Here is a 14,456-nt window from a genome sequence, read left to right as displayed (position 1 = left end):
AAGCCAAATTATAAAAGGCAAAGTATTTAGGTACTATACCAATCTGCTTGAATATGGGGGTTTATTTAACTCGTTAAATTATTCAAATAGTTATGCAGATTGGTATCAAATGCTTTGCTGTTAACAATAGGAAATACCATGGCAACGAGTCCACACACACAAACATTTAAAGATGTAAACGAAGAGCAACTTCCTGTTGCTAATAATAAGCTTCACGGCTGGAAGCATTTTGCAGGGCTATACGCCGGCGAACATGTTGCGGCTACTGAATTTGTTATTGGTGCAACGTTTGTTGCATTAGGCGCTTCAACCATCGATATTCTACTTGGTTTATTAATAGGTAACCTGTTAGCAATGTGTTCTTGGTGGCTGATTACTGCACCCATTGCAGTAGAAACCCGCTTAAGTTTATATAACTACTTAAACAAAATCGCTGGTAACTCAATGACCAAGCTCTATAACTGGGCTAACGTGGTTATTTTTAGTATTATATCGGCCGCTATGATCACGGTATCCTCCACCGCCGTGCGGTTTTTGTTTGATATACCTGCGCAACTTGATTGGTATCCAAATAGCTTTTGGTTTGTAGCCATTGTTTTAGCTGTTGGCTCTATTGTTGTATTTGTTGCGATGTATGGCTTTTCTACGGTTGCTGACTTTTCAAAGCTGTGTGCGCCGTGGCTATTTGTTATATTTATTGCAGGCTCGTTCGCGTTATTTCCTGAGCTTTCAAATCACGTATTAGGTTCTACCTCTTTAACTAGCTTTAGCGACTTTATGACCATAGGCGACTCCTCCATATGGACGGGCACCAATGCCGATGGTGAAAAGGGCATTGGCCTATTAGAAGTGATTGGCTTTGCATGGGCTGCTAACTCAATAACTCACTTTGGTTTAATCGACATGGCTATTTTTAGATTTGCTAAACGCAAAAGCTATGGTTTGTTTTCTGGTGTGGGCATGTTTTTTGGTCATTACTTAGCGTGGATCTCTGCCGGTATTATGGGCGCAGGTGTTGCGGTATTACTTAAAACAACTATTTCATCACTTGATCCGGGCGATGTTGCATACCATGCATTAGGTTGGACTGGTTTTGTTATTGTAATTATTGCCGGTTGGACTACAGCTAACGCAAACCTTTACCGTGCAGGCCTTGCAGCACAATCTATATTTGTTAATCAATCACGTGAACGCACAACCGCTATTGTAGGTGTTGTAACCGTAATTATTGCATGTTTCCCGTTTGTATTTTCTCAAATGCTTCCGCTACTTACTTACGCAGGCTTATTAGTTGTACCAGTAGGCGGCATTGTGTTTGCTGAGCATGTGTTATTTCCTAAAATTGGCCTAACACGTTACTGGGCTAAATATAAAAATATTACCCGCAGCGTACCGGCTATAGCATCTTGGGCGTTAGCACTTGTGTTTGGCTTTGGCTTAAACGCAATTGATGTAATGTCGTTTTACTACTTGTTTATTCCTACATGGATTTTCACCATTGTTGTTTACACGCTTTTAGCTAAAAAATACGGCGCTGGTGACGATTACACACAAGAAATTGCAGCAGAAAAGCAAGAGCAACGTGATATTAAAGAATATCAAGCAGCTGAGGCTAAAGACATTCCAAAGCCTGTAATTGACAGCTCTGTATTTACAAAAGTACTTAACGCGGTTTCTACGGTTTCACTGGTTATTATTTTTATATTTGCCAGCCAAGTGATGTTTTTCAGTGAAACTATGAGTATGTACAGCGCTAATAAATCGCAATTCGAAATAGCCTGTTTTATTTGTACTGTTATTTATTTTGTTACTGCGTACTGGTCATTAAAGCGCCATAAAGTACTCAATACAGCATCGTAATTACTTATCGTAATACAGTATCGTAATTTATATTTTATTTTTGTTTAGTAAGGTCGCACCATGACGCAACATCAACACACTGACGCTCTAGTTACAGGGCTAAACCAACAGAGCTTGGCTCAATTACCAAGCCATGTTGATACACCAACCTACGACCGTAGCGCAGTTAAAGCCGGTATTGTACATATTGGTGTGGGCGGTTTTCATCGTGCTCACCAAGCAGTGTATGTTAACGAGCTTTTAAAAACTCCGGGCTCTGAGCAATGGGGTATATGTGGTGTTGGCCTTTTAGAGGGTAACCGTGGTCTGCGTGATATTTTAAAGCAGCAAGATTACCTTTATACGCTTACTGTTAGACACCCAGACGGTAAAATAGATAACAAAGTAATTGGCTCAATGATCGACTTTTTGTTTGCTCCAGAGGACAAACAAGCGGTAATTAATAAGTTAGCGCACAGCGATACTAAAATTGTGTCGCTTACTATTACCGAAGGCGGCTACAACTTTAACCCTGCAACGGGCGAGTTTGACACCAGTAATCCAGATATTATTAACGACATTAATAACCCGAACGACCCAATTACAGCGTTTGGTTACATTACTGCTGCGTTAAAACTGCGTAAAGAGCAAGGCCTAGGCGCGTTTACAGTGCAGTCGTGCGATAACATTCAGCACAACGGTAACGTAACACGCAAAATGCTTTTAGCCTTTGCTACAGAGCAAGACAAAGACCTAAGTGAGTGGATTGAGCAAAACGTATCGTTTCCAAATGCGATGGTTGACCGTATTACTCCGGTATCTAAAAAGAGTGATATTGATTACGTGGTTGATGCATATGGTGTTAGCGACGAGTGGCCAATTACCTGTGAGTCGTTTACACAATGGGTAATAGAGGACACATTTAGTGACTCTCGTCCAAATTGGGATGTTGTTGGTGCTCAGTTTGTTACTGATGTAACGCCTTATGAAACCATGAAAATACGTTTACTTAATGCAGGGCATTCTGTACTTGGTTTATTAGGTTCAATCCATGGCTACGGCACTATTGACGAAACGGTATCGGATGAATTATTTGCCACATACCTACGTGCTTTTATGGATAAAGAAGTAACGCCAAATCTTGAACCACTTGAAGGCATTGACCTTGAAAGTTACAAAGATACGTTAATAGAGCGTTTTGCTAATCCTAATATTAAAGACAGCCTAGCGCGTATCTGTAGTGAAAGCTCAGCTAAACTGCCTAAGTTTTTAATTGCCACAATTAACGAAAACCTAGTACAAGGTCGAGATGTTTCACTGGCAACGCTTGTTATTGCTACTTGGTGTTTATACAGCGATAAAGGTTTAAGTGAAAACGGCGAGCAACTTGAAATTCAAGATGCGATGCACAAAGAGCTTAATTCTTACGCGCAAGAGACTCAAACTAGCCCGATTGCATTTTTAAAGTTAACGAGCTTGTTTGGTAAGCTTGAGCATAACGAAACGTTTACTGCTGAGTATAAAAAGTCGGTTGCTGCGTTGTATGCACCTAATAGTAAAATTAAAGCCATTATGCAGGCTGTACTTGATCAAAAGAGTAACTAATTATGAGCATTTTAATTAATCTTAAATCAGGCGAAAACGTAAGTGTTAGCTGTTTTGGCGAAGTACTGTGGGATTGTTTTGATTCAGGTAAACGCTTAGGTGGCGCGCCACTTAATATGTGTGTGCGTATTAACTCACTTGGCATTAAAGCCGACATGATCAGCGCTGTTGGTAACGACGAGTTAGGCGCTGAGTTACTAGGCGAAATTACTAGCAAAGGCGTAAGCTGCGAATACATTGCTATTAATAGTGACAAAAAAACTAGCACGGTTGAGGTAACGCTCGACAGTGGTGGCTCTGCAAGTTATGAAATAGTGGCAGATACTGCGTGGGATAATATAGCGCTTACCGATGAGTTACTTAGTAAAGTTAAAAGTAGCGATGTATTTGTATTTGGCAGCCTAATTGGGCGAAGCGAAGCGTCTTTAGCAACGTTAAATCAACTAGTTGATGTAGCAAACTTTAAGGTATTTGACGTAAATCTACGTGCACCGCATTACAAGCTAGAAACACTTGTAGATTTAATGAATAAAGCAGACTTTATTAAGTTAAACGATGAAGAGCTATACGAAATTGCAAAAGCGATGGGTTGTAAGTTTCATTCGCTTGAACAAAATTTAGCGTTTATAGCACAGCAAACAAATACCGATTACTTATGTGTAACCAAAGGCAGCCACGGTGCTTTATTAACAATCAAAGGCGAAAATTTTTATAATTCAGGTTATTTAATTAGCGTAATTGACACTGTTGGCGCAGGGGATTCGTTTTTAGGTTCGTTAATTTATCAGCTTTGTAGCAACGACGACGCGCAATATGCCGTTGACTTTGCATGTGCCGTTGGAGCAATGGTCGCCGAAAGTTCTGGTGCAACACCTACTTTAACGCATCAACAAATTAGTGAGTTTATGAACCCACTTTAAAAAACATTGTGTGTGAAAGCGGTTATACGTAAAAGTTTAACCGCTTTTTTTGTGCCTAAAATAAGACGCAGGCGATAAGTGAGTGTTAAGTGCGCAGGTTGCGTAAATAGTGGCTTATATTGATTATTGTATTAGCTAAACGTCTTATTGTTTGAGGGTTAAAGCTTTGTTATCGTTCGTCGATTATTCACGGATTGAAAAGGCGGGGCGACACACAATGCGCTCTATAACTAAAATACAAAAAGAGAAACGTGCTTTATGATCATCTTTTTTATCTGCCTCACTATTTTAATACTGGGCTATAAGTTTTACAGCCCATTTGTTGAAAAACAAGCCGGTTTGGATTCAACTGCTGACACACCACAAAAACGCTTTAGCGAAGGTGTTGATTACGTAGCTATTCACCCTGTACGAGCATTTTTAATTCAGTTTTTAAACATTGCTGGCGTAGGCCCAATATTTGGCCCAATTTTAGGTGCTTTATACGGACCCGTTGCACTAGTATGGATTGTACTTGGTAATGTTTTAGGTGGCGCTGTACACGACTTCTTCTCAGGTGTAATGAGTATAAAAGAAGACGGTAAAAGCCTACCAGAGATCGCAGGCCATTATTACAACGTCGTATTTAAAGGCTTTATGCTTGTATTTACTGCCATGCTACTGTTTTTTGTAGGTGTAGTATTTATTATGAGCCCTGCAGGTTTGCTAAGTAACCTTGATTTTTTTGAAGGTACAATACTGGCAAACAACACCTTTTGGGTACTTGCCATTTTAGCGTATTACTTTTTAGCGACCTTGCTACCAATTGATAAAATTATCACTAAGTTTTACCCAATTTTTGGTGCGCTAATGATTGTAATGACAGTGGCAATTGCTATTTCATTACTTATTAATGCGCCGCACTTACCGGTACCAAGTGACTTTTTAGCTTACTTTGAAGCTGACCACGCACATGACTTTTTAGAGCCAAACCCAGATGGACTACCAACATGGCCACTGTTATTTATAACAATTACCTGTGGTGCTATTAGTGGTTTTCACTCTACTCAAGCGCCTATTATTGCGCGTTGTTTAACTAACGAAAAATACGTACGTCCAGTTTATTACGGCGCTATGATGTGTGAAGGTATTGTAGGTTGTGTATGGGCACTTGCTGGTATTGCAGCGTTCCCAGATGGTTACGCGGGCTTAAAAGCATTGCTTGACCAAGGTGGTCCAGGCTTAGTTGTTAACCATGTAGCTAACAGTTACTTAGGCGTATTTGGCGGTATAATGGCAATTATTGCAGTAGCCGTATTCCCAATTACTTCTGGTGATACAGCGTTCCGCTCACTACGTTTAACAGTTGTTGATGCGTTTAATATTCCACAAAGTTTACGTAATCGCTTATTAGTGGCGGTGCCTATACTTGCTATAGCGTACTTTATGACTAAGCTCGATTTCTCATTAATTTGGCGCTACTTTGCATTTTCAAACATGCTGCTTTCTACAAGCGTATTATGGCTTGCTACTAAGTACTTGTTTGACCGTGGTACATTCCATTGGATTGCCAGTGTTCCTGCTGTTATAGCAACAGCGGTAACGGTTTCTTATATTGGCACTGCGACAATTGGTCTTAACTTATCAAGCGATTTAGGTAAACCTATTGGCGCTGTAGTAACAGTGATTGGCTTAATTGTTTTAGCTATTGTGCACTCTAAGCATAAAGTTAAACCAACAGCGGTTTAATAATCACATAAGTTATTTCAAGCATTAAAAAAGCGAGCTATTGATTATCAATAGCTCGCTTTTTTTGTGTACTAAATTTAGGTATTACTGAGTTGCAAGTTCAAAGTAACTATTATCGTCGAGCGTTTTGCTTATCATCATAGCGCCCTCAAGCAGGCTCACTGTTTGAATAGCTGCTTGAGCGGGGTTAGGCTCACCATTAGTTAAGTGTGCAGCGCTAAGCCATGTTAGGTTTTGATTAAAAAAGCGTTTTACTTCAAGGCGTACTTTATCTGGAAGGCTATCGCTTTCGGCTCCTAGTAAACCACATAAACACATTTTTTTATCGGTTACTAATGCACGTCTAAAAAGCTGTGTGTACACATCAATAGGATTTTTACCGTTTGCTTTAAGTTCGTTTGGCTCGCCTAAAGCTGCTAAAAAAGAATCAGTATATTGATGAGCAAGCTCTGCACCTAAATCGGCCTTAGTCGGAAAGTGATAGTGCACACTGGCGCTTTTAATGCCGACTTCGCAGGCTAGCTCTCTAAAACTAAAATTACTGTACCCGCCAAGTCGCACCTTGTTTTCAGCGGCTTTTAATAAAGCTTCTTTTTTACTCATTTTTAATATTTCCTATCTGCAGTAATACCAGTTTTTTTAAAAACATGATCATTGTATCGCATTAAATAACTCACTAACTGCGTTAAAAATTATTCATACAGAACAACTGCATGTCATGATTTTCGCCTTGTTATTGCGCTATTTTCTTAGCGCAACAATAGATCACTTATTTAATGCAATTGGTACAGCAAAATTATCGACCAGTAGGTAGTTATTTACAAGTGTTTTTACTTTTAAGCAACTCCCTAATTTTATTATGAATTAAGTTAAATCCCATAAATCAGAAAAATTTAAACGTTGACTTAAATTTAGTTTAATATTACAAATTACCTATCAATAGGTAGGTCACTGCCCTTGACTCACTTTTAAACAATAAAGATAGAGATTGCTATGAAAATTTATGATGTAGAAAACTTTCCAAATCCACTTCGCGTTCGTATCGCTTTAGCTGAAAAAAATGCCACTTCAAATGTTGAGTTTGTACCTGTTGATTTATTAAATGGTGAACACAGAACAAAAGCCTTTTTAGCTAAAAATCCATTAGCAGGTGTACCCGTATTAGAGCTAGATGACGGCACGTTTATATCAGAAAGTACCGCTATTACTGAGTATATTGATACCGCATTTGAAGGCACATCTTTAATGGGTGAAACCGCAAAAGAGCGTGCAGTAATTAACATGATGCAAAAGCGTGCAGAATCTATGGTGCTTGACGCTGTGGCAACTTACTTTCATCATGCAACTGATGGCTTAGGTCCTGAGCTTGAAATATATCAAAATGTGGCTTGGGGTGAAAAACAAGGCGAAAAAGCGCGCCAAGGGTTTAGCTATTTTAATGATGTACTAGCGCAATCGGCGTTTGTTGGCGGCGAGCAGTTTAGTATTGCTGATATTACATTGTATGCTGGGCTGGTATTTGCTGGATTTGCACAAATAGTAATCCCAAATGAGCTTACCCATTTAGTTGCATGGCAAGAAAAAGTAGCAAAACGCCCAAGTGTTGCAGCTTAATTAGGTTATTAATTTAAAATTTAAGTGAAGTTACGCTTAGGAGCCAAACATGAAAATAGCTGCCGATTTTAGTAAACGAGTTGTGGTACATAGCGAATCGCTCCCGTGGGTTGCATCGCCAATGGCGGGCGTTGATAGGCGAGCGCTCGATAGAGTGGGCGACGAAGTTGCTCGCGCAACGACCATTGTTCGTTATGCACCTGGCAGTGAGTTTTCGCCGCATGTACATACAGGCGGTGAAGAGTTTGTTGTGCTTGAAGGGGGATTTCAAGATGAGCATGGTGACTTTGCGGCAGGTTCTTATATCCGTAATCCACCGCAATCAAAGCATAAGCCGGGGTCTGAAAATGGCTGCGTTATATTTGTAAAGTTATGGCAGTTTCAACCAGATGATCGAACGCACGTGCGTTTGCAAACAAATTTGATGCAAAGTACGGTGCATCCTAGTTTTAAAAATGTTGCCGTAACCCCTTTATACAAAGACGACTTTGAAGAGGTAAGCTTGTTGCACTTTAAGCCCAACGCCTGCATGGTTATAAGCGCAAAAGGTGGAGCTGAGCTGCTAGTACTTGAAGGCTCATTTGATGAGCAAGCCGATACCCTTGTAAAAAACAGTTGGTTAAGAGTACCTGTTAATAGCTCCGTTAACGTTAAAGCGGGAAGTAATGGTGCAAAAGTATGGCTTAAAACGGGTCATTTAACTGATGTAGAAAACCAGATATCTCGCGTACAAAATGCGTGATTGAGTCGTTTATTTGAGATTGTTTATTGATCTAGTTCAGGACTAATTAATTTTAGAAGGTGTACTTTTACCGCTCAGCCTATTTAAGGAGAGCAGTAATGGTACACACAACACATGGTTTATCGATTGGTCTTGAACGTGCAGGAAGAGAGTTTTTTTTAAAACTTAAAGCCGTTGGTACGCTTACTCACGACGACTACAAAATAATTACCCCAATGATAAATTCAGCTCTTGGCGAAGTTAAGCACCCAGTTGTAAACGCCTTAATAGATGGTAGCGAACTTGAAGGTTGGGAATTACGCGCAGCGTGGGACGACCTCAAGTTAGGTGTTAAGCACTCTAAAGAATTTAAAAAAGTAGCTATTTACGGTAATAAAGAGTGGCAAGCTCGAATGGCTAAAATAGGTAACTGGTTCATATCGGGTGAGGTTCAATACTTTGAAAATGCTACCGCAGCCATAGATTGGCTAGATGAATAGCTTTATTGAAAACTTAAATTAAAGCACTCTTTTAGAGTGCTTTTTTGCTCTATGGGTAACATTGTTAGGTAGTTACATTCGGTTTATTTCAATTGTTAACACTGCTGTATTAAAATACACTAATTATTATTGAGCAAACTACACATTATAAAAACAATGAAACAAGTACTTACCTTTATTACATTCCTGATATTTTCTACATCGATACATGCAAAAGACAGCACCATATTTACGCCCGTAAGCGATTTATTTTTAGCTGTATCTAACTTTGATCACGCAAAAATGCGCGCGGCTGTTGATGATTCATTCCTGCTTTTAGAGCACGGAGAAGTGTGGACTATTGATGACTTTGTAAATGTTGTTAAGCCCGCTGATTACATACGAACAAATTAATTTAGTGTTATAAATTCGCGTGTAGAAGGAGATGTTGCTTTTATTAATTACTGGAATAAAGCCAATATTAAAAACACCGAAAGAAGTATTGATATTTATTGGTTAGAAAGCGTTGTTGTATCAAAAGTGGGCGATAAATGGTTGTTATCGCAAATGCACTCTACTCGGTTACCTCAAGATGAAATACCTAAAGGTGTCACCTTTATAAAGCAACAGATATAACTCTGATTTAAAGCCCCGTAATATGGGGCTTTAATCATTTAAAGTACATCAGCCAGTACAGGTAATGCCGGAAATGCCCCTTTTGCTAAACACGCTTTAGAACCACATTTAAGAGCAAAGTGCAGGGCGTCTTTTACGCTCGCTTTATCATTTAGTTTATCTGCTAGTGGTAAATCACTTCCTAAGTTATTTAAGTAGTATAAAACCCCCGCTATAAATGCATCCCCTGCGCTTGTTGTATCTACGGCGTTTATTTTTGGTGCAGATTCGTTAAGTGTAAATGCGCTGTGGTAAACCTTGGCAGGCTCTGGCCCATCGGTTAAAAACACCAGTTTTACTCCGGTATTTAATAGCGTTTGAATGTAATCATCGCTCGTTGTATCACTATGCTGAGCTAAAAAATTAAGCTCATCACGCGAGAGTTTTACTATGTCACAATAGGTGTAACAAGCTTTTACATTGCTTGCTATATCGCTTGTGTTTTCCCACAAGCTGTAGCGTAAATTTACATCAAAACTGACGAGCTTATTATTCGCTTTTGCAAGTTCTAGCGCTTTAACTGTTGTGTTGGCAATTGCTGATTCGGTTAATGTGTTTGAACAAAAGTGTAGTGTGCTTATTTCTTGCCAATTTATATGCGTTAAATGCGCCGGGGTTAATAGTACATCGGCTGTGTTATGGCGATAAAAGCCAAAACTACGCTCGCCGGTTTCATCAAGGCTTACTATAACCATAGCGGTTTGTGAGCCTGCAATGGTAAATAAATAGTCTGTATTTACATTGTATTGCGCTAATGCATTACTTAATTGATTGGCAAAATGATCGTCCCCTCTACCACCACAAAATGAAGCTTCACCTCCGAGTTTTGCATAGCCAACAGCTACATTGGCAGGTGCGCCACCTGGTATAGGTAAATAGGCAGAGTTATTAGCATCTTGTGGCAGCATATCAATTAATAGCTCGCCTAAGCACAGAAGTTTGGTCATTTGGAATATCCTAAAAAGCCTAGCAAGGCTAGGCTAAAAAACGTGAAGGGTGTTAATTATTCATTCTTTAAAAGGCGCTACAGTGATTACTCACTGCAGCGCAATACACACATTTAGTTAAAAGCGTATTTTAAAGTTACCGACGTTGTGCGGCCGTTAATAGCACGGGCACGAATAATGTTGTTTTCAGGTACTGAGCCTTCTTCGGCTTCTGTAATACCTACTGTATCGAAGAGGTTATTTACATTAAGGGCAATGTTAAGGTTTTCAGATAAGTCATAACTTACAAAGCCATTTACTTGTGTGTAACCGTCAAGTTTAAGGTCGTTATTATCTTGTGCATATGCATCGGTAGTACCAATAAAGCTAAGGCCAGCAGAGCCTTGCTCATAGTTATAACGTGCCATTAATGAATAAATTAAATCAGCTTGACGACGCGGTGTATTACCTACTACCTCAGGAGCAAGTGCGTCTTTGGCTATTTCTGCGTCGGTCCAGGTTAAATTACCACGGAAATCCCATGCATCAATAAAGTAAGTAGATTCTATTTCGATCCCTTTTGCTTCGTATTCACGGTCAAAAAATGTTTGTGATGTTGCTTCAAAGTTTTGCTCTTCAGTTTCGGCAAAAAACGCAGTAGCAAACACTGATAATGAATCAAAGCGCTTTTTAACACCAAACTCAAATTGGTTCACTTCATCAACAGCGTCTTCTTTTGCAACAGAGCCGTCGGCGCGTACTTTACCAAATAAAAGTCGGTCGGCGTTTGCTCGCCCGCCCTTACTTATACGTGCAAACGTGGCAAGGCTTGGGTCAATTTGGTAATTAGCACCAATTGAATAAGACGAATAGTTCCAGTCATAGTTTACTGGGCTTGCGTTTGCAGTATCAATTCCAGCAACATTTTGTTCCGGCACAGAGATCACACCGTCGCGGTTCATATCTACTGTTGAAGTCACTGCACCTGCGTATGTTCCGCGAGCTTCACCGCTATCGTAGCGAGCACTTGCATCAATACTGACATCACCTAGCTTAGTCGAAAATGCTACGTAAGGGGCGCGAGTATCGTATTCTGTATCGTAATCACGTTGACAACAGTTACCAAATGCACTGTAGGCGTATAAACCGTTTTCAGATAACTCAGTGCCATCGGCACCTGTTACATTTAATAATGCAGCATTGTCACCCTTGAGCTCCATTACGTAAGAATTCCATAACCACGACATAGCAATGTTTTGCGTAGATGCATAGTAACCAAATGTAAGGCTGGTATCATCGTCGAACGATTTAGTTAATTTAAAGTCATTAACTATAGAGCCGAAGTCATTCATTGTGACATCAAATGTCACCATCTTCATTGCTAAACCATCGTTAAACGCTTCACCGGTGTTCGCATTACTCAAGGTTGCACCTGCGCCACCAATGCTTTCAGCTATTGATGTTGCACTACCGACTTGTTCTGTGAAAGGTGAATTAAAGTTACCGCTAATTGATGACTTACGGAAACGGTTTTCAATACGCCAATCGTTATCTAAATCAAATACAGCTTCAAAACCAACAGAGTCAACCTTTGGATTCATACCATCACGGATATCGCCGCTGCTAATTTGGTTTTCACCATTTAAGCGCACTGTTTTAGTAAATAACGCTGAGTGAGGGGTGTCTGACTGCGCATCAAAGCCAGCAATAGAGTCACCATTTGAGTACATTGGCATAGGAAGGTAGCCAACACTCTTATCGTCTAAGTGTTTGTAATAAAGGCGAACGTAGCCATTTTCAAAATCTTTTGTAAGGTTAGCTTTAATTTGGCCACCTTTATTAGACGTGTAACCTGTTTCGCGCGGGCCTTCGCCTTGTCGAACAAAACCACCAACATGAAAACGCACGCTATCGGTTAAGTAAGTGCCGTATTCAAAGTCTGTACGAACGCTGTCGTAATCTAAGCCTAGTGTTGTAGACACACTGCCAGATTCGTTTTCGCCATTTTTAGAGATAAAGTTAATAATGCCACCAGGTGCATTACTTGCTGCAGTAGATGCTGAGCCACCACGAATCGATTCAATTGTTTGCACCGTATTATCTAATCGCATAAAAATATCAGAATTACCAAAAGCGATGTCACCGTATTGCATTACAGGTAACCCATCTTCTTGTAATTGTAGAAATTTAGCACCGCCTGATGCTACAGGTAAACCACGAACAGCAATATTTGCATTACCTTCGCCACCTGTCGATTCTGCACGAATACCAGGAATGATTCTAAAAGCCTCGGCTGTTGAGCGAGGAGTAGACACCTGAACTTGTTCAAGTGATACGCTACTAACTGAAACGCTTGAAGCCATGATTGTTGTTCGACGTGGTACGCCGGTTACAACTATTGTTTCAAGACCTTTGTTTTGTGATGCTTCAGGTGTTGCTTGGTCTGTTTCTTGTGCGTTAACGCCTTGACTTACGGCAAGTGCTAAAGCGCTGATTAAATATAAAGGTGTATTGTGTGTTGTCATGTGAACGCCTCGTTGTGTTGATCCCAGTAGGATTTGTTATTTTTACTTAATCGATTAAGTAAAAATAACAAATATTTTACAATAAGCAAATCATTTTGTGTTTAATTTGTTCTTTTATTATTCATATTTTGATTTTTAAGGTGTTTTTATTGTATTGAAATACAAGTTTATTAAGCTGTTGGGTTACTTTCTTGTAAAGCACTCATTGATGGGTCGCGTAAATAATTGAACAACATAGCTACAAATAAAATCACGGCAAACCCTGTTGCTAAGTAAAAGCCATAGCGCACATGGCCAAAGTAATCGCTGATCATACCCATAAATAAAGGAGCTAAAGCAGCCGATAATGCGGTAAAAAACAATATAACGCCGGCTACGGCTCCATGGCGCTCAGCAGGGAAACACGATATACCTTTAGAGTTTAAAGTTGGATAAACCATAGACATAAATAAACCTGAAAGAGGTAGTAACCCTACAGCCCAGTCAACACCACCAATAAGTGTACCCACATAACAAAGCGCAATGCCTAAGCTTAAATAAGCCATAACACCTTGCCAGCTATAACGGTTTAGTAACCATACGGCAATAAAGCGACCTGCAGCACGTAGTATAAAAAATATAGTAAGTGCATAAGTGGCAAGGAGCGGCCAAGAGCCTGTGTAGTCTTTTAATAGCGTTGGCATCCATACATAAATAGCCACTTCAGTCGCTACATACAGTGCAATGGCTAAAGAAAAGCCAAGTGCATAAGGGTTTTTTACCATTTTCAGGGTAGTGGCAAGCGAAGCAGGCTTTTCAGTTGTTTTAACCACGTCAGGGTAGTCTGCGCGCCATGCTAATAAAGCAAGTATTAAACACATTACGCCCGCAGTAATATACAGGTATGTCCAACTTACGTTTTGCACTAATAAAACACCAACTAGGGCAGGGCCTACAATAGCGCCAATGCCAAAAAATCCCTCAACCTTGTTCATGGTTTTAGTATGGTCGTCGTTACTATGTGAAATATCGCCAAGCAATGCCAGTGCGCCGGTTTTAAATAAACCAATGGCCAGACCTATGCAGCAAAGCAATACTAAAAAGAAGGTAAAACTGGTGCTAAATGCAAATAAAAAACAACTAGCAGAAAATATTAATAAACCCAGCATAATGGTTTTTTTACGGCCAAGGCTGTCAGCTAAAAAGCCTAAAAATAATCCACTAAAGGCTATTAATGCCATGGGAGCGTAATGAAATGCACTAGCTTGAGTCATGCTCAAACCGAAGTCCTTTATAAGTTCGGGGATTATCATGCCGACTGCGTCAGAGGTCATGGCAAACATAAAAAACATCATATATGTAAGCCAGCGTATTTGTTGCAGTGGGCCGCTGCTTACGTGTGTGTGTGATTTTGTCATGTGTTTATTCCTCGTTAAATTCTCTAT

The 14,456-nt window shown here is 39.9% G+C and carries 12 protein-coding genes; 8 read left to right on the top strand and 4 right to left on the bottom strand.

The features are described 5' to 3' along the window. The first annotated feature begins 138 nt into the window (after positions 1-138). The 4 genes from I6F10_RS03975 (at position 139) to I6F10_RS03960 (ending at position 6,092) form a co-directional block, all read left to right on the top strand. A complete protein-coding gene (locus I6F10_RS03975) occupies positions 139-1,860 on the top strand; it encodes a purine-cytosine permease family protein (RefSeq protein WP_165743782.1) in 1,722 nt (573 codons plus the stop codon). A 60-nt stretch (positions 1,861-1,920) separates the two neighbouring features. Further along, positions 1,921-3,444 carry a mannitol dehydrogenase family protein gene (locus I6F10_RS03970; RefSeq protein WP_165743781.1) on the top strand — a complete coding sequence of 508 codons (1,524 nt, stop codon included), beginning with the start codon at positions 1,921-1,923 and terminating at the stop codon, positions 3,442-3,444. Between the two features lie 2 nt (positions 3,445-3,446). Next, the gene (locus tag I6F10_RS03965; RefSeq protein WP_165743780.1) at positions 3,447-4,364 is read left to right on the top strand and encodes a carbohydrate kinase family protein; all 918 of its coding nucleotides are present in this window, start codon (positions 3,447-3,449) and stop codon (positions 4,362-4,364) included. A gap of 258 nt (positions 4,365-4,622) precedes the next feature. After that, on the top strand, positions 4,623-6,092 hold the full coding sequence (locus I6F10_RS03960; protein WP_165743779.1) for a carbon starvation CstA family protein: 1,470 nt from the start codon (positions 4,623-4,625) through the stop codon (positions 6,090-6,092). Between the two features lie 84 nt (positions 6,093-6,176). Here I6F10_RS03960 and I6F10_RS03955 read toward each other — a convergent pair whose 3' ends face one another. Next, positions 6,177-6,695, bottom strand: coding sequence for a TetR/AcrR family transcriptional regulator (locus tag I6F10_RS03955; RefSeq protein ID WP_165743778.1), 519 nt, complete (start codon positions 6,693-6,695; stop codon positions 6,177-6,179). Positions 6,696-7,085: 390 nt separating this feature from the next. Here I6F10_RS03955 and I6F10_RS03950 point away from each other — a divergent pair, with 390 nt between their 5' ends. The 4 genes from I6F10_RS03950 (at position 7,086) to I6F10_RS20125 (ending at position 9,320) form a co-directional block, all read left to right on the top strand. Further along, positions 7,086-7,706, top strand: coding sequence for a glutathione S-transferase family protein (locus I6F10_RS03950; RefSeq protein ID WP_165743777.1), 621 nt, complete (start codon positions 7,086-7,088; stop codon positions 7,704-7,706). Between the two features lie 49 nt (positions 7,707-7,755). Then, the gene (locus I6F10_RS03945; protein ID WP_165743776.1) at positions 7,756-8,448 is read left to right on the top strand and encodes a cupin domain-containing protein; all 693 of its coding nucleotides are present in this window, start codon (positions 7,756-7,758) and stop codon (positions 8,446-8,448) included. 98 nt (positions 8,449-8,546) lie between these two features. Beyond that, the gene (locus I6F10_RS03940) at positions 8,547-8,927 is read left to right on the top strand and encodes an STAS/SEC14 domain-containing protein (RefSeq protein WP_002960091.1); all 381 of its coding nucleotides are present in this window, start codon (positions 8,547-8,549) and stop codon (positions 8,925-8,927) included. Positions 8,928-9,083: 156 nt separating this feature from the next. Then, on the top strand, positions 9,084-9,320 hold the full coding sequence (locus I6F10_RS20125; protein WP_231619874.1) for a hypothetical protein: 237 nt from the start codon (positions 9,084-9,086) through the stop codon (positions 9,318-9,320). Between the two features lie 260 nt (positions 9,321-9,580). Here the strand turns inward: I6F10_RS20125 and I6F10_RS03930 are convergent, their stop codons facing one another. The 3 genes from I6F10_RS03930 to I6F10_RS03920 all read right to left on the bottom strand — a co-directional run bounded on the left by I6F10_RS03930 (position 9,581) and on the right by I6F10_RS03920 (position 14,429). Further along, a complete protein-coding gene (locus tag I6F10_RS03930; protein WP_010553611.1) occupies positions 9,581-10,528 on the bottom strand; it encodes a carbohydrate kinase family protein in 948 nt (315 codons plus the stop codon). Between the two features lie 113 nt (positions 10,529-10,641). Beyond that, positions 10,642-13,032, bottom strand: a complete 2,391-nt coding sequence (locus I6F10_RS03925; RefSeq protein WP_165743775.1) for a TonB-dependent receptor — start codon at positions 13,030-13,032, stop codon at positions 10,642-10,644. Between the two features lie 170 nt (positions 13,033-13,202). Beyond that, positions 13,203-14,429 (bottom strand): MFS transporter, encoded by a 1,227-nt coding sequence (locus I6F10_RS03920; protein ID WP_165743774.1) that lies wholly within the window; start codon positions 14,427-14,429, stop codon positions 13,203-13,205. Positions 14,430-14,456: the final 27 nt, after the last annotated feature.

The organism is Pseudoalteromonas sp. SWYJZ98 (assembly GCF_015864495.1).
Taxonomy (GTDB): domain Bacteria; phylum Pseudomonadota; class Gammaproteobacteria; order Enterobacterales; family Alteromonadaceae; genus Pseudoalteromonas; species Pseudoalteromonas distincta.
This window is presented reverse-complemented; position numbering and strand designations above follow the sequence as displayed.

Excerpts from the sequence above, each read along its gene's own strand:
- I6F10_RS20125 (WP_231619874.1), top strand. The coding sequence starts at position 9,084 with ATGAAACAAGTACTTACCTTTATTACATTCCTGATATTTTCTACATCG.
- I6F10_RS03930 (WP_010553611.1), bottom strand. The coding sequence starts at position 10,528 with ATGACCAAACTTCTGTGCTTAGGCGAGCTATTAATTGATATGCTGCCA.
- I6F10_RS03975 (WP_165743782.1), top strand. The coding sequence starts at position 139 with ATGGCAACGAGTCCACACACACAAACATTTAAAGATGTAAACGAAGAG.
- I6F10_RS03925 (WP_165743775.1), bottom strand. The coding sequence starts at position 13,032 with ATGACAACACACAATACACCTTTATATTTAATCAGCGCTTTAGCACTT.
- I6F10_RS03960 (WP_165743779.1), top strand. The coding sequence starts at position 4,623 with ATGATCATCTTTTTTATCTGCCTCACTATTTTAATACTGGGCTATAAG.
- I6F10_RS03920 (WP_165743774.1), bottom strand. The coding sequence starts at position 14,429 with ATGACAAAATCACACACACACGTAAGCAGCGGCCCACTGCAACAAATA.
- I6F10_RS03945 (WP_165743776.1), top strand. The coding sequence starts at position 7,756 with ATGAAAATAGCTGCCGATTTTAGTAAACGAGTTGTGGTACATAGCGAA.
- I6F10_RS03970 (WP_165743781.1), top strand. The coding sequence starts at position 1,921 with ATGACGCAACATCAACACACTGACGCTCTAGTTACAGGGCTAAACCAA.
- I6F10_RS03940 (WP_002960091.1), top strand. The coding sequence starts at position 8,547 with ATGGTACACACAACACATGGTTTATCGATTGGTCTTGAACGTGCAGGA.
- I6F10_RS03965 (WP_165743780.1), top strand. The coding sequence starts at position 3,447 with ATGAGCATTTTAATTAATCTTAAATCAGGCGAAAACGTAAGTGTTAGC.
- I6F10_RS03950 (WP_165743777.1), top strand. The coding sequence starts at position 7,086 with ATGAAAATTTATGATGTAGAAAACTTTCCAAATCCACTTCGCGTTCGT.
- I6F10_RS03955 (WP_165743778.1), bottom strand. The coding sequence starts at position 6,695 with ATGAGTAAAAAAGAAGCTTTATTAAAAGCCGCTGAAAACAAGGTGCGA.